13 protein-coding genes and 3 tRNA genes are annotated in these 15171 nt (G+C 74.9%); 10 read left to right on the top strand and 6 right to left on the bottom strand.

All coding sequences use genetic code 11. The annotated features are described in order from the left end of the window. From ACFVUH_RS27005 to ACFVUH_RS26990, 4 genes are all read left to right on the top strand, one after another. Nucleotides 1-2352, top strand: coding sequence for an MMPL family transporter (locus tag ACFVUH_RS27005; RefSeq protein ID WP_387915817.1), 2352 nt, complete (start codon nt 1-3; stop codon nt 2350-2352). Next, nucleotides 2352-3386, top strand: coding sequence for an NAD-dependent epimerase/dehydratase family protein (locus ACFVUH_RS27000; protein WP_355367059.1), 1035 nt, complete (start codon nt 2352-2354; stop codon nt 3384-3386). Before ACFVUH_RS27005 ends, ACFVUH_RS27000 begins: the two co-directional genes overlap by 1 nt. Before the next feature lie 86 nt (nt 3387-3472). Then, nucleotides 3473-4660 carry an alpha/beta hydrolase gene (locus ACFVUH_RS26995; protein WP_355367056.1) on the top strand — a complete coding sequence of 396 codons (1188 nt, stop codon included), beginning with the start codon at nt 3473-3475 and terminating at the stop codon, nt 4658-4660. Nucleotides 4661-4718: 58 nt separating this feature from the next. After that, the gene (locus ACFVUH_RS26990) at nt 4719-6932 is read left to right on the top strand and encodes an MMPL family transporter (RefSeq protein ID WP_387915816.1); all 2214 of its coding nucleotides are present in this window, start codon (nt 4719-4721) and stop codon (nt 6930-6932) included. 128 nt (nt 6933-7060) lie between these two features. Here ACFVUH_RS26990 and ACFVUH_RS26985 read toward each other — a convergent pair. The 4 genes from ACFVUH_RS26985 to ACFVUH_RS26970 form a co-directional block, all read right to left on the bottom strand. Beyond that, nucleotides 7061-7134, bottom strand: a tRNA-Phe gene (locus tag ACFVUH_RS26985). 27 nt (nt 7135-7161) lie between these two features. Beyond that, nucleotides 7162-7235, bottom strand: a tRNA-Asp gene (locus ACFVUH_RS26980). 56 nt (nt 7236-7291) lie between these two features. After that, nucleotides 7292-7364, bottom strand: a tRNA-Glu gene (locus ACFVUH_RS26975). A 102-nt stretch (nt 7365-7466) separates the two neighbouring features. Continuing rightward, nucleotides 7467-7808, bottom strand: coding sequence for a metallopeptidase family protein (locus ACFVUH_RS26970; protein WP_355367122.1), 342 nt, complete (start codon nt 7806-7808; stop codon nt 7467-7469). Nucleotides 7809-7878: 70 nt separating this feature from the next. Between ACFVUH_RS26970 and crcB (ACFVUH_RS26965) the strand changes: the two genes are divergently transcribed. The 6 genes from crcB (ACFVUH_RS26965) to ACFVUH_RS26940 all read left to right on the top strand — a co-directional run bounded on the left by crcB (ACFVUH_RS26965) (nt 7879) and on the right by ACFVUH_RS26940 (nt 13454). Continuing rightward, entirely contained in the window at nt 7879-8358 is a 480-nt protein-coding gene (crcB, locus tag ACFVUH_RS26965) for a fluoride efflux transporter CrcB (protein WP_387915814.1), read from the top strand. Continuing rightward, complete coding sequence (locus tag ACFVUH_RS26960; protein ID WP_387915812.1) at nt 8355-8765, top strand: DUF190 domain-containing protein; 411 nt, start codon at nt 8355-8357, stop codon at nt 8763-8765. Before crcB (ACFVUH_RS26965) ends, ACFVUH_RS26960 begins: the two co-directional genes overlap by 4 nt. Further along, complete coding sequence (gene crcB, locus ACFVUH_RS26955) at nt 8762-9136, top strand: fluoride efflux transporter CrcB (RefSeq protein WP_387915810.1); 375 nt, start codon at nt 8762-8764, stop codon at nt 9134-9136. Before ACFVUH_RS26960 ends, crcB (ACFVUH_RS26955) begins: the two co-directional genes overlap by 4 nt. A 142-nt stretch (nt 9137-9278) precedes the next feature. Further along, nucleotides 9279-10070, top strand: coding sequence for a hypothetical protein (locus ACFVUH_RS26950; RefSeq protein WP_387915808.1), 792 nt, complete (start codon nt 9279-9281; stop codon nt 10068-10070). 206 nt (nt 10071-10276) lie between these two features. After that, nucleotides 10277-12451, top strand: coding sequence for a DEAD/DEAH box helicase (locus tag ACFVUH_RS26945; protein ID WP_387915806.1), 2175 nt, complete (start codon nt 10277-10279; stop codon nt 12449-12451). 181 nt (nt 12452-12632) lie between these two features. Further along, nucleotides 12633-13454, top strand: a complete 822-nt coding sequence (locus ACFVUH_RS26940; protein ID WP_387915804.1) for a TIGR02452 family protein — start codon at nt 12633-12635, stop codon at nt 13452-13454. 70 nt (nt 13455-13524) lie between these two features. On the opposite strand, the gene ACFVUH_RS26935 is transcribed toward ACFVUH_RS26940, so the two are convergent. Both ACFVUH_RS26935 and ACFVUH_RS26930 read right to left on the bottom strand, forming a co-directional pair. Continuing rightward, nucleotides 13525-13863, bottom strand: a complete 339-nt coding sequence (locus ACFVUH_RS26935) for a hypothetical protein (RefSeq protein ID WP_387915802.1) — start codon at nt 13861-13863, stop codon at nt 13525-13527. A gap of 136 nt (nt 13864-13999) precedes the next feature. After that, nucleotides 14000-15166, bottom strand: a complete 1167-nt coding sequence (locus tag ACFVUH_RS26930; protein WP_387915801.1) for a hypothetical protein — start codon at nt 15164-15166, stop codon at nt 14000-14002. Nucleotides 15167-15171 lie beyond the last annotated feature (5 nt).

Raw genomic sequence — 15171 nt, 5'->3', positions numbered from 1 at the left:
ATGCTCAAGCGACTCGGCCGGGCGGTCACCGCCCGGCCCTGGTCCGCCCTCCTCTTCGTGGTGATCTTCCTGGTCAACGCGCTGGTCGTGGGCACCGGCGTCACCGACCGCCTGCACAACGGCGGCACCTCCGACCCGGGCTCCGAATCGGCGCGCGCCGCCGTGCTGCTGGAGCAGTCCTTCCCGGCCAGCTCGCCCAACCTCGTCCTGGAGGTCTCCGCGAAGGCCGGCGGCTCGGTGGACGCCCCCGAGGCGGCCCGGGCCGGTGCCCGCCTCGGCGAGCGGCTCGCCTTCGAACCGGACGTCGTCGGGGTCACCTCGTACTGGCAGACCGGCGTCGAGGGCCTGCGCTCCGCCGACCGCGGTACGGCGCTGATCGTCGCCCGCATCGAGGGCGACGAGAACCACGCCAAGGACGTCTTCGACCGGCTGGCCCCGCGCTACCGGGGCAGCCCGGCCGGCCTGGAACAGCTGGACGTCCGGCTCGGCGGCACCGTCGCGGTCCGCGAGGAGATGCAGTCCACCATCGCCGACGACCTGGTCCGGGCCGAGCTGATCGCGCTGCCGATCACCCTGCTGATCCTGGTGCTGGTCTTCCGCGGCCTGATCGCCGCCCTGCTGCCGCTCGCCGTCGGGATCTGCGCGATCCTCGGCACCAACGCGGCGCTGCGGGTGATCACCGGCTTCACCGAGGTCTCGGTCTTCGCCCAGAACCTCACCACCGCGCTCGGCCTGGGCCTCGCCATCGACTACGCGCTGCTCATCGTCCGGCGCTTCCGCGAGGAACGCGAACGCGGGCTGGAGGTCCGCGAGGCCGTCGCCACGACCCTGGACACGGCCGGCCGCGCGGTGCTGTTCTCGGCGCTGACCGTCGCCGTCTCGCTCTCCGCGATGCTGGTCTTCCCGCTCTACTTCCTGCGCTCCTTCGCCTACGCCGGCATCTCGGTGGTGCTGATCGCCGCCGCCGCCGCGCTGGTCCTGCTGCCCGCCCTGCTCACCCTGCTCGGCGGCCGGATCGACGCGCTCAAGATCCGGCTGCCCGGCGGCGCGGCGCGCTCCGGCCGGGAGCCCGGCGCGGGCTGGCACCGCACCGCCACCCTGGTGATGCGGCGCGCCCCGCTGTTCGCGCTCGGCATCACCGCCCTGCTGCTGGTCGCCGGACTGCCCTTCCTGCGCGTCCAGTTCGCCGCCGCCGACGACCGCCAGCTGCCCACCGGCTCCGAGGCACGGGTGGTCCAGCAGACCATCCGGGAGGGCTTCACCGCCAGCGCCACCGGCGTCATCGACGTGGTGGTGCACAGCGGGGCCACCGGGAGCACCGGCGCCGGCAGCCCGGACCGCGAGGAGCTCGGCCGGTTCGCCGCCAAGCTCTCCGCGCTGCCCGGCGTCACCGAGGTCTCCACCCCGCTCGGCGACTACCGCTCCGGCGCCCCCTCCGGCGAGTCCGGTCCGGCCGACAGCGTCCGTACCGCCGACGGCCTCGGCCACCTCTCGGTGGTGCCCGCCGCCGGCGGGGGCGACGTCTCCCAGGCGAACCAGGACCTGGTCGGCGAGATCCGCCGGGCCGGCGCCGACTTCCCCGCCCTGCGGCCGGTGGTCGGCGGCCAGGCGGCCACCCTGGTCGACAGCAAGCACGCCATCGCGGTGCGCCTGCTGCCGGCCGGCGCGCTGATCGTCGGAGCCACCCTGCTGCTGGTCTTCCTGCTCACCGGCAGCCTGCTGATCCCGCTCCAGGCGGTGCTGCTGAACGCGCTCAGCCTGACCGCGATGTTCGGTGTCGTCGTCTGGGTGTTCCAGGACGGCCACCTGTCCGGCCTGCTCGGCTTCACCCCGACCGGCGCCGTCGAGACCACCCTGCCGGTGCTGATGTTCTGCGTCGCCTTCGGCCTCTCCATGGACTACGGGGTCTTCCTGCTCTCCCGGGTCAAGGAGGAGTACGGCCGCGGGCACGACCCGCGCAAGGCCGTCGCCGACGGCATCCGGCACACCGGCGGGCTGATCACCGCCGCCGCGCTGATCCTCTCGGTGGTGCTGGTGGCGATCGGGACCTCCCGGATCACCAACACCAAGATGCTCGGCCTCGGCGTCGCGCTCGCCGTGCTGGTCGACGCGACCGTGGTGCGCTGCCTGCTCGTCCCCGCCGTGATGGCCCTCGGCGGCCACGCCACCTGGTGGGCCCCGGCGCCGCTCAAGCGGTTCCAGGAGCGCTTCGGGCTGCGCGAGGAGTCGCCCGCCCCGGCGGGCGGCGCGGGCGGTGCGGACCGGACGGACTCCGGTCCCGGCCCCGACGGCCGGCACGACCCCGATCCCGACCCCGGTCCGGGGCCCGTCCTCGCCGCGAAGGAGTCCTGATGACCGACCAGCGCACCCCGCCGGGCCGCGTCGTGGTCACCGGCGCCACCGGACTGCTCGGCACCGCCGTGGTCCGCGAGCTGCTGGCCGCGGGCCACGAGGTGACCGCCCTGGTCCGCGACCGGGAGAAGGCCGGACGGCTGCTGCCCGCCGACGAACGGCTCACCGTCCTGGCCGGCGACATCACCGACCCGGCCGGCTACCGGTCGGCCCTGCCCGGCGCGAGCGGCGTCATCCACACCGCCGCCTACTTCCGGGAGTACTACCAGCCGCAGCCCGACCTGGGCCGGCTGCACGCCGTGAACGTCGACGCGGTGACCACCCTGCTCCGCGAGGCGGTCGACGCCGGGGTGCCCCGGGTGGTGCACACCAGCTCGATCAACACCATCGGCCGGGGCACCACCGGGTTCCCCGCCGACGAGGACACCCCGCCGCCCGCCGACTGGCAGCGCAACGGCTACCGGGCCAGCAAGGTTCGCGCCGAACAGGCCGTCACCGAGTTCTGCGCCCGCGAGGGGATCACCGTCCCGCTGGTGCTGCCCGGCTGGATGTGGGGACCGGGCGACGCCGGACCCACCTCGGCGGGCCGGCTCTTCCTCGCCGTCGCCCACGGAGACCTGCGCGCCGTCCCCCGGGCCGGCAACCACGTGGTGGACGCCCGCGACGTCGCCGCCGCCTGCGTCCGCGCGCTGACCCACGGCACCGGGCTGCGCCGCTACATCGTCGCCGGCTCCTGGTACGGCCTGCACGACCTGGTCACCGGCATCGCCGCCGCCACCGGCGCCACCGCGCCCCGGCAGATCCCGGCCGCCGCGGCGCTCGGCTTCGCGACCGCGCTGGAGTACGGCGCCAGGCTGCGCGGCCGGCCGCCGGTGGCCACCCGCGAAGGGGTCCGGGTGCTGCTCGACGGCACCCACACCCGGCTCTCCTCCGCCCGCGCGGAGCGTGAACTCGGCATCACCTTCCGCCCGCTGGCGCAGACCCTGTCCGACGAGGCGCGCTGGTACCGCGAGCAGGGGCGGCTGCCGTCATGACCCCTCCCACGCCCCCCTCCCCGGACCCCGCTACCACCCAGCCCCCGGACCCCGCTCCCACCCCGTTCGACGAAAGGGCCGCGACCGTGCCCCGTTCCAGGAAGACCGCCCTGCTGACCGTCGCGGCCGCACTGATCGCCCTGACGCCCGCGGTGGCCGCCGTCGCGGTCCGCGCCGACGACTCCCCGAAGCCCGGCACCCCGACCGCCGCCGCCACCGGACCGGCCGCCCCCGCCCCGGCCCCCGGCGCCGAACAGGCCGCCGCCGACACCAAGGCCCGGCTGGCCGCCGAGTCCGTCGTCGACGTCCCGGTCCGCTTCACCGTCCAGAACGTCAACCGCACCCTGGCCGCCTGCCCGGTGGACGGCAAGACCTACCAGGTCACCGGTCACCTCACCGCGCCCAAGGCGGTCCTCGACGGCGGTGCGGGCCCGCGCGCCGTCACCCTCTACGAGCACGGCATCGCGGCCGGCGAGTGGTACTGGCGCCTCGACGCCCCCGGCTACCACCACACCGAGGAACTGGCCAAGAAGGGCCACGCCTCGCTCACCATCGACCGGATCGGCTACGGCGGCAGCGACAAGCCCGACGGTTTCGGCAGCTGCATCGGCGGCCAGGCCGACATCGCCCACCAGATCGTGGAGCAGCTGCGGGCCGGCAGCTACCGGACCGAGCAGGAGGGCCGCGCCGCCGTCCCGTTCGACAAGGTCGTCCTGGCCGGCCAGTCCAACGGCGGCCAGGTCTCCCAGATCGAGGCCTACTCCTTCCAGGACGTCGACGGCCTGGTCCTGATGGACTGGACCGACCTCGGCCTCACCCCGCAGGCCAACGCGCGCTTCTTCTCCTCCCTGCAGACCTGCCTGCGCGGCGGCTCGGCCGCGGACGGCGCGGGCGGCCCCGGCGGCTACGCCTACTACGACCTCGGCAGCGAGGAGTTCAAGGCCGGCAACTTCCACGACACCGAGCCCGGCGTGGTCGACCTCTCCGCCCCGCACCAGAACCGCCACCCCTGCGGCGACATGGCCTCCCAGCTCGGCTCGGTCCTGGTCGACCTGCGGCACCTCAAGGACATCAAGGTGCCGGTGCTCTTCCTCTACGGGGAGAAGGACGCCCGCGTCCAGGGCGGCGCCGAGCACCGCGCGCTGTTCACCGGCACCACCGACACCCAGCTGATCGAGATCCCCGGGGCCGGCCACTACATGGGCATGGCCCGCAACGCCCCCCAGGTCCACGCCTCCCTCGCCGACTGGCTGACCAAGCACCAGTTGCGCTGAACCGAACGCCGGCCGGGGGCGGCACCGTCCCCCACCTCATGTCTGGAGACCAGTTGTCATGACGCTCACCCTCGAACCCGGGGTCGACCAGCGGGTGCCGCTGCTGCGGAGGCTGGGCCGACTGCTGGTCGACCGGCGGCGCGCGGTGCTGATCGTCGGCACCGTCGTGCTGGTCGTCGCCGCCGCGCTGGGCGCCGGCGCGCAGAAGGCGCTCTCGCTGTCGCGCTTCGAGGCGCCCGGCTCGCAGTCGAACCGGGCGGAGCAGCTGCTGCACCGTGAGTTCGGCCACGGCAGCCCCAACATGATCCTGCTGGTCACCGCCAAGCACGGCACCGTCGACGACCCCGCCGTCGCCGCCGCCGGCCGGGCGCTGGCCGAAGAGCTCGGCGCCTCGGCCGGCGTCCGGACCACCGGCTCCTACTGGGCGCAGGGCAACAGCCCCGCGCTCGCCGCCACCGACCGCGGCAAGGCCCTGGTCACCGCCTGGCTGGACGGCACCGCCACCGAGTCCCGCGAGCGGCTCGCCGACCTCTCGCCGAAGTTCACCCGCGAGACCGCCGACATCAAGGTCGAGGTCGGCGGCCAGGACGAGGTCTTCCGACAGGTGGGCGCCCAGGCCCGGAAGGACTTCCTCGGCGCCGAGGCGATCGTGCTGCCGATCGTCCTGCTGCTCCTGCTCGCCGTCTACCGCCGCTGGTCGGCCGCCGGGCTGACCATCGGCGTCGGCCTCTTCTCGGTGCTCGGCACGCTGACGCTGCTGCGCGGGGTCACCGCCTTCACCGAGGTCTCCACCTTCGCCGCCAACCTGGCCCTGGTGATGGGCCTGGGGCTCGGCATCGACTACAGCCTGTTCATGATCTCCCGGTTCCGCGAGGAGTCCGCGGCCGGCCACGACAAGCACACCGCCGTGGTCCGCGCCGTTGAGCGGGCCGGCCGCACGGTGATCTTCAGCGGCATCACCGTCGCCATCTCGCTGCTCGCCCTGTTCGCCTTCCCGTTCCCCTTCCTGCGGTCCTTCGCGTACGCGGGCGTCTTCGTGGTGCTCACCGCGATCGTCGGCGCCGTCGTCCTGCTGCCCGCCGCGCTCGCCGCCGTCGGGCACCGGGTGCTGCGGTCGGGCGCCGCCGGAGCCGCCCGCCCGGTCGAGGACGGCCGCTGGTACCGGCTCACCCGCCGGGTGATGGCCCGCCCGCTGGTCTGGGGCACCGCCGTGGTCGCCCTGCTGCTGCTCGTCGGGGCACCGTTCCTCGGCGTGAAGTTCGGCCTGCCCGACGAGCGGGTGCTGCCGGCCGACGCCACCAGCCGGGTGGTGCAGCAGCAGGTCCGCGACGGCTTCCCGGCCCGCGAGACCGACGCCCTCCAGGTCGTCGCCACCGGCGTCGCCGACCCGAAGGGGAGCACCGGGCAGACCGAGGCCTACGCGGCGAAGCTCTCCACCCTGCCCGGCGTCTTTCAGGTGGACACCTTCACCGGCTCCTACGCCGGCGGAAAGCTGCGCACCCCGCCGACCGCCGACTCCGCGCGCTTCGCCACCGGCTCCGGCGTCTGGCTCACCGTGATCCCCGAGGAGGCCGCGCTGGCCGGGGACATGCCCGGGCTGGTCGGCAAGGTCAGGGACGAGGCCGCGCCCTACCAGGTGCAGGTCGGCGGCTTCCCGGCCGACATGACCGACTTCCGCTCCCGCCTGCTCGGCGCGCTGCCCCTGGTGGCGGGACTGATCCTGGTGCCGACCTTCATCCTGCTCTTCCTGATGACCGGCAGCCTGCTGATCCCGGCCAAGGCCACCGTCTCCAACCTGCTCAGCCTCACCGTGATGTTCGGCGCCCTGGTCTGGGGCTTCCAGGACGGCCACCTGGCCGGCCTGCTCGACTTCACCTCGGCCGGGTCGATGGAGCCCAGCATCCCGATCCTGATGTTCTGCATCGCCTACGGGCTGTCGATGGACTACGAGGTCTTCATCGTCTCCAGGATCAAGGAGGAGCACGACCGCGGCGTGGACACCGAGACCGCCGTCGCGACCGGCATCCAGCGCAGCGCCCCGCTGATCACGGCCGCCGCGGGCATCCTGGCCCTGACCTTCGCGGTCTACGCCACCGGGTCGGTCGTCTTCCTCAAGGAACTCGGCGTCGGCCTCGCCCTCGCCGTCCTGGTCGACGCCGTGCTCGTCCGGGCGATCCTGCTGCCCGCCGTGATGCGCCTGGCCGGCCCCGCCAACTGGTGGGCCCCCGCCCCCCTCCGCCGCCTCCACGCCCGCTTCGGCCTCACCGACTGACCCACCCCCGTCCCGGGGCGGCCCCCGCCGCCCCGGGACACCCACTCGGCCCAGAACGCGAAGGACCTGCAACGCGAACGGCCCCGGAGAGAATCTCTCCGGGGCCGTTCCGCCTTTTCAGGCTCCTGTGGCCAGGGCCGGGGTCGAACCGGCGACCTTCCGCTTTTCAGGCGGACGCTCGTACCAACTGAGCTACCTGGCCGTACTGCACCGTCTCTTGCGAGACGAGCGATCCCGACGGGACTTGAACCCGCGACCTCCACCTTGACAGGGTGGCGAGCTAACCAACTGCTCCACGGGACCTAGGAGTGGCGAACCACTTCAGGTCTTGCGGCACAACACTTTACTACGGTACTGCGTGCCCCCAACGGGATTCGAACCCGTGCTACCGCCTTGAAAGGGCGGCGTCCTGGGCCACTAGACGATGAGGGCTTGCGGCCTGTCCGGCTGTTTCCAGCGTTCGGGGACGTCGAGAAGCATATGGGATGTCGGGCCGAACGCCAAAACGGGTTTCGGCCGGGCGGGCGGCGGGGGTCAGGACCAGCCGAGCTCGTCGAGTTCGTGGTCGTCGAAGCCGAAGTGGTGGGCGACCTCGTGGATGACCGTGGTGCGGACCTCCTCGACGACGCGCTCGCGGTCGTCGCACAGGCGCAGGGTCGGGCCGCGGTAGACGATGATCCGGTCCGGCAGGACGCCCGCGTACCACTCGCCGCGCTCGGTGAGCGGGGTTCCCTCGTAGAGGCCGAGCAGCTCCGGGTCGGCGGGGTCGGGCTCGTCCTCGACGAAGACGGCGACGTTGTCCATCATCGCGGCGAGTTGCGGCGGGATCCGGTCCAGCGCGTCGGCGACCAGTACCTCGAACTCTTCCCGGGTCATCTCCACCGGTTCATTGTCGGGTCTGCGATGACGGTGTGCCAGGCGGTCGGGGCCGGTGTTTCATGGGGCTGTGGCGACCTCGGAGGACGTGGTGGTGGACGGTGCGGCGGCCGGTGCGGTGCGACGGCGGCCGCCGGTGCTGCGCGGGCAGGGGCCGGCGGTGGCCGTGGTGGCCGTCGGCGGGGCGCTGGGCGCGAGCGCCCGGTACGGCGCGGGGCTGCTGTGGACGACCGGGCCCTCGGCGTTCCCGTGGACGACGCTGCTGGTGAACGTGGTGGGGTGCGCCGTGATCGGGGTCTTCCTGGTGGTGGTCACCGAGGGCCGGCCGGCCCATCCGCTGCTGCGGCCGTTCTTCGGCACCGGCGTGCTCGGCGGGTTCACCACCTTCTCGACGTACGCGGTGGACATCCGCCGGCTGCTGGAGGAGGGGCGGCCGGGACCGGCCCTGGCGTACCTGGGGCTGACCCTGGTGGCGGCGATGGCGGCGGTCTGGGCGGCGGCCGCGGTGACACGCCGTCTGCTGCTGCGCGGGGCCGGGAGGCGGGCGTGAGCGGGGAGACGGGTGCGGCGGATTCGCGGCTGGGCGGGCCGGCGCTGCGGCTGACCGTGCTGGTCGGCGAGAACGACCGGTGCCACCACCGCCCGCTGTACAGCGAGATCGTGCACCGGGCGCGGGCCGCCGGGCTGGCCGGGGCGAGCGTGTTCCGGGGGGTCGAGGGGTTCGGCGCGTCCTCGATGGTGCACACCGCGCGGCTGCTGTCGCTGAGCGAGGACCTGCCGGTGGCGGTGGTGATCGTGGACACCGAGGAGCGGGTGCGGGCGTTCCTGCCCGAGCTGGGGGAACTGGCGGTGGAGGGGCTGGTGACCCTGGAGCGGTGCGAGGTGCTCCGGTACGCCGGGCGGGCCGGCGGGTCGGCGACGGGGTCGGGCCCGGCGACGGGGGAGGGCGGGGCGTGAACTGGCTGCTGGTGGTGGCGGGCGCGATGGTCGGCGCGCCGCTGCGGTACCTGACCGACCGGGCGGTGCAGTCCCGGCACGACTCGGTGTTCCCGTGGGGGACCTTCGTGGTGAACGTGTCCGGCTGTCTGGTCCTCGGGCTGGTGACCGGGGCGGTGGCGGTCGGCGCCGCGTCCTCGCACGTCCAGCTGCTGCTCGGGACCGGGCTGTGCGGTGCGCTGACCACGTACTCGACCTTCTCGTACGAGACGCTGCGGCTGACCGGGAGCGGGGCCGGGCGGTACGCGCTGGCCAATGTGGCGGGCAGCGTCGCGGCGGGCCTGGCGGCGGCGTACGTGGGGGCGGGGCTGGCCTCGGCGCTCTGGGGCTGAGCGCGGCGTTCCGGGGCCCGTCCGGGTGCTTCCGGGGCCCCACCCGTGTCCGGGAGCCCGGCCGGCGCGTTGGACACCCGCAAGGGTGGCCGTGCGCGGTGGGTGGGCGGTCCGGGCGGGGCGGGTGCAGGAGAGGGACTCGGTGGCGGCGATGCGTGCGGTGCGGGTGGTGCGTGCGGTGACGGAGCGGGAAACGGCGGTGGTCCGGAGCGCCGTGGTGCGCGGCGCGGCGGTGCTGGCGGTGGCCGGGCTGGGGCTGACCGGCTGCATGTCGGTCGGGCCGGGTGCGGAGGAGAAGCGCGGTGTGGTGCCGGTCGGCCAGGTCGGAACGCCGACCAGGCCGGGGGCGACCCCGTCGGCCTCGCCGAGCGGCGGTGGGCACCCGGGGGGTGCGGCGGGGCGGTCGGAGCGTGCGGCGGGCGCACAGGCCCAGAGCGCGCCCACCGGGGGGATGAACGCGGCGCCCGGTGAGTCGGTCGGCGGTGCGGTCGGTGCGGCGGGTGCGGGCGGCGGCAACGGCGGGGGCGGTGCGATGGGCGCGCCCGCCGGTGTGGAGCCGGTGCCGGCGGCAGCCCCCGGTGAGGCCGCGCCCGGCACGACCGGCACCGCAGGGGGCGCGAGCGCCAGTCCCGCGCCCCGTCCGGGCGCCGGCGGCACCGGCACGGGCGGAGCGGCCGGGGGTGCGGCGGGCAGCGGCGGCGCGGGCGGCACCGGCCACCCCTCCGGCGGGGCCGGGGGCACCGCGGGCGGCGGAACCGGCGGTTCCGGCGGCTCGACGGCGCCCGCCCCGGCGGCCAGCCCGACCGGGCACGCGTCCTCCCCGGAACCCGGCCACACCACGCCTCCTGCCCCGACCGCCACCACGGCCCCGGAGCCGACCTCCGCCCCGAGCGTCACCGCGCCCACCAGCTCCGGTGCACCGGGCGGCCACTGAGCCCCGATCCACAGCCTGGCCAGCGCATTTGCCTCCGATCCCCAGGCTCCTCTATGGTGGTAGATCGTTCGTTTGATCCATTTGACTGGCGCCCTATTCCCATCTGGCGCCCTTGGCGCGTTCCGGCGATCCGTGGCTGACCGCATAGAGGCGGTTGTGAAACAGAACCCCGGACTTTGGCGCGTGCCACTTCCGGAAGGTTTTGCATGTCTCTCGTTGACGACGCCCGCTTCGCCATGCCCGCGAGCGAGTCCGCCGCCGATGCCACCACCGCCCCCGCCGAGGCCGACGCCGAGCTGATCGCCGCCGTCGACGCCGTCGACGCCGTCGAGGACACCGACACCGACACCGACGCTGCCGCCGACGAGGCCGACGAGGCCGACGAGGCCGAGCCGACCATCACCTTCGGCGACCTGGGCCTGCCGGACGAGATCGTCCGCGCCCTCGCCAAGCGCGGCGTCACCACCCCGTTCCCGATCCAGGCCGCGACCATCCCGGACGCCCTGGCCGGCAAGGACGTGCTGGGCCGCGGCCGCACCGGCTCCGGCAAGACCCTCAGCTTCGGCCTGCCGCTGCTGACCCGCCTGTCCGACGGCGAGCGCACCCGCGCCAAGCACCCGCGCGGCCTGATCCTCGTCCCGACCCGCGAGCTGGCCATGCAGGTCGCCGACGCCCTGGAGCCGTTCGGCTCGGTGCTCGGCCTGCGCCTCAAGGTCGTCTGCGGCGGCACCTCGATGTCGAACCAGATCTACGCGCTGGAGCGCGGCGTCGACGTCCTGGTCGCCACCCCGGGCCGCCTGCGCGACCTGATCAACCGCGGCTCGGCCAAGCTCGACGACGTCCAGGTCGCCGTCCTCGACGAGGCCGACCAGATGGCCGACATGGGCTTCCTGCCCGAGGTCACCGAGATCCTCGACCAGGTGCCGGCCGGCGGCCAGCGCCTGCTGTTCTCCGCCACCCTGGAGAACGAGATCGACACCCTGGTGAAGCGCTACCTGAACAGCCCGGTCACCCACGAGGTCGACCCGTCGGCCGGCGCCGTCACCACCATGACCCACCACATCCTCGTGGTGAAGCCCAAGGACAAGGCGCCGATCACCAACGCGATCGCCGCCCGCAAGGGCCGCACGATCATCTTCGTCCGCACCCAGATGGGCGCCGACCGCGTCGCCGAGCAGCTGGTCGAGGCCGGTGTGAAGGCCGACGCGCTGCACGGCGGCATGACCCAGGGCGCCCGCACCCGGGTGCTCGGCGACTTCAAGGACGGCTACGTCAACGTCGTCGTCGCCACCGACGTCGCCGCGCGCGGCATCCACGTCGACGGCATCGACCTGGTGCTCAACGTCGACCCGGCCGGCGACCACAAGGACTACCTGCACCGCTCCGGCCGCACCGCCCGCGCCGGCCGCTCCGGCACCGTCGTCACCCTGGTGCTGCCGCACCAGCGCCGCGGCGTCTTCCGCCTGATGGAGGACGCAGGCGTCGACGCCGGCCGTCACATCCTCGACCACGCCTTCGACGCCGAGGTGGCCCGGATCACCGGTGCCCGCTCGCTGGTCGAGGTCCAGGCGGAGAGCGCGGCCAACATCGCCGGTGCCGCCGAGCGCGAGGTCGCCGACATGACCCGCCAGCTGGAGCGCGCGCAGCGCCGCGCCGCCGAGCTGCGCGACGAGGCCGACCGCCTGTCGGCGCGGGCCGCGCGCGAGCGGGCCGAGCTGGGCATCGAGGACGAGGCCCCGGCCGCCGAGGCCGAGACCGAGGGCGCGACCGCCGCCGACGAGACCGCCGCCCCGGCCGCGGCCGAGCCGGCCGCCGCGGTGACCGAGGAGCGCGCGCCGTCGTACCGCGAGGCGCGCACCGAGCGTCCGTCGTTCAACCGTGACCGCGACGACCGCGGTGGCCGTTCCGTCGGCCGTGACCGTGACGAGCGTGGTGGCCGTTCGTTCGGCGACCGCGAGCGTGGTGGCCGTTCGTTCGGTGACCGTGACCGCTCGTTCAACCGTGACCGTGACGAGCGTGGTGGCCGTTCCTTCGGCGACCGTGACCGTGGCTTCAACCGTGGTGACCGCGACGAGCGTGGTGGCCGTTCGTTCGGTGACCGTGACCGCTCGTTCAACCGCGACCGCGACGACCGCGGCGGCCGTTCCTTCGGCGACCGTCCGGCCCGTTCCTTCGGTGACCGCGACCGCTCGTTCAACCGCGACCGCGACGAGCGTGGCGGCAGCAACAACCGTCCGTTCGCCCGCCGTGACGACCACCGCTCCGGCGGCCGTCCGCAGTCCGGTGGCTTCAACCGGGACCGTGACGACCGCGGTGGCCGCTCCGGTGGCTTCAACTCCGGCTTCAACCGCGACGACCGCAAGCCGCGCTGGAAGAACTGACGCCGCGCAGTACCTGACGTCGGGTCGCCCCTGACGCACCCGCGACGGGCCCGCTCCACTTCGGTGGGGCGGGCCCGTCGCCGTTCGCGCCCCGCCGTTCGCCAGCCCGCCCCTTCCGGTTGTTCTGTGGCCGAGAATAACCAGTGGCGCGGTGTGCCCGCCCTGGCCTACCGTCGGCGGCATGAGCAGCAGAACGCAGGTGGCGGTGGTGAACGAGGGCATCGCCGAGCGGGGGAGCTACCGTGCGAGCGGGGGCGAACTCGTCGAGTTGACGGAGCAGTTGGCGGCGGCGCGGGCCGGCACGGTGTCGTACGACCCGGCCGGGCTGGACGCCCTGGTCGCGGCGGGCGGCCCCGGTCCGGTGGCGGCGTCCGCCGTCGAGGTGACGGCCGAGGGCAGCGTCCAGGCGGCCCACCGGCTGGTCGAGGCGGGCGCCGGCCCGGTCGGGGTGCTCAACTTCGCCTCCGCGCGGAACCCCGGCGGCGGCTACCTGCGCGGCGCCCGCGCCCAGGAGGAGGACCTCTGCCGCAGCGCCCTGCTGTACACCTGCCTGCGGGAGGCGCCGGACTACTACGAGGCGCACCGGGCCTCGACCGACCTCCGGTACAGCCACCGGGTGATCGTCTCGCCCGACGTGCCGGTGGTCCGGGGCGAGGACGGCGGGCTGCTGGCGCGCCCGTACGGCGTCACGTTCCTGACCTCGCCGGCGCCGAACGCCGGCCAACTGGCGCTGCGGACCCCGGGCGGCGTGGACGTGCGGGGCGTGCTCGCCGAGCGGGCCGAGCGGGTGCTCGCGGCGGCGGCCCGGCACGAGGTGCGCGCGCTGGTGCTCGGGGCGTGGGGCTGCGGGGTGTTCCGCAACGACCCGGCCGAGGTCGCGCAGGCCTTCGAGCACGCGCTGGCCCGCTACGGCGCGGCCTTCGACCGGGTGGTCTTCGCGGTCTGGGACCGGACGCCGGTCTCGCCGAACCGGGCCGCCTTCGAGCAGCGGTTCGGCGGTTGACGTCCCGGGTGTTCGCGGGCCACCGGACCCTTCGGGTCACCGGGCCCTTCGGATCACCGGGCCCTTCGGATCACCGGTGCTTTCGGGTCACCAGGGTCGAAGTGACCACCGAGGCGGCCGTCACCACCCCGGTGACGGCGAAGACGGACGGCCAGGCGCCGATCTTCTTCGCCAGCGGGTGCGAGCCGCCGAAGGCCGCCACGTACAGTCCGGTCAGCGCCGCCGCGGCGGGCGCTCCCGAGCGCCGGTGCCACTGCGCGGCGGCACCCGCGCCGGCCACGGCCAGCACGGCACCGCCGAGCTGTCGCTTCCCGGTCCACCGGGCGACGCCGTAGCCGCCGACCAGACCGCTCGCCGCGGTCAGCGCGGCCGGTGCGGTGCTCGCGAGCGCGTTCGGGATCCTCGCCATCGTCGACTCCACTCCTCGGCGGATCCGGTGCGGATCCGCGGCGGGTTCTCGGGATTCCCCGGGCTTCCCCGGGGCTTCCGACGATAACCCGCCGCCCGCGCCGGCCCGCCCCGGCCCCCGGCCCCGCCGCCCCGCGCTACCGCACCGCCCGCTCGAAGGGCAGCGCGGGCGCGACGGCCGCCAGCCGGGCCGCGGCCTCCTCCGGCGCCAGGACCCGCTCCAGCCGCAGGTCGCCGGGCACCTGCTCGACGAACCGCCCGGCCGCCCAGCTCCGCTCGTACGGCTGCGGGTCCAGGACAAGGGTCCGCACGCCGCCCACCACCGGGATGTCCTCCGGCATGCCCTCGTTCCAGATCCAACCGCCGTCCGGCGCCACCAGGTTGAACGCGCCCGTCGCGATGAACCGGCGCCCTTCCAGCCACCGGGTGCGGCTGAGCGCGACCACCTCCGGGTCGGGTCGGCTGCCGGGCAGGTGACCGCCGCCGATCAGCGCCTCGGCGAGCAGCGTGTGCAACTGGAAGTTGTCGGTCAGGCCGTCCATCCGCAGCAGGTAGCCGGTGCCGCTCGGGCGGTGCAGCACCAGCAGCGGTTCGTCGTCGAGGGCGGCGGCCAGGTACCGCAGGCCCTTGAGGTCATGCCGCTCGGACCGCTCGCGGTACCGGTCGATCAGCTCGGTGAGCACGTCGGTCACGCCGTCGGCCCGGGCCGCCCGGCGCACGGCGGCGTGCGTGCAGAGCGCGAACGCGGCCCGCTGCCACAGCTCGAGGGTCCACCAGCCGGCCACGGCCCGGTGGGCGTGCCACCCGGCCATCCGCCTGTGCCCGTGCCCGTCCGTCCGCCCGTCCCCGAGGAGCCGGGCGTGGGCCCGGCCCGGGTCGTCCCGGTCGGGGTCCGGCAGGTCCTCCGCGTCGCCGTCGGCCCACCGGTCGATCAGCAGCAGCGCCCCGGTCAGCGCCTCGCGCAGCCCGGCGAGCACCCGGTCGGCGCAGGCCGCCGGGTCGGCGCCGCGCTCCACGCAGGCGCCGACCATCATCGCCAGGTGCGCGCGGGGGAACGCCGGGGTGTCCGTGAGCAGCGCCGCCAGCCGGGGCCCGACCGCCGCCGACTCCGCCTCCCCGGCGGGCCCGAGCAGTCCGCCCACCCGGCGCAGCGCCGCATCGAAGTGCTCACCCCCGTCGGGGCCGTCCGCCAGGCCGGCCACGGCCGCCTCCAGGGCGCCCACCGCCCGTTCGAGTGCGGTCTGCTGACGGCCCGACGGCCCGCCGGGGCGGCCGTCCTGCGCGGAGTGAGGGTCGAGCACCATTCGCC

Source organism: Kitasatospora sp. NPDC058032, assembly GCF_042885845.1.
Classification (GTDB): Bacteria; Actinomycetota; Actinomycetes; order Streptomycetales; family Streptomycetaceae; genus Kitasatospora.
Note: the sequence above shows the minus strand (reverse complement) of the source record. Positions and strands in the feature narration are given on the sequence as shown.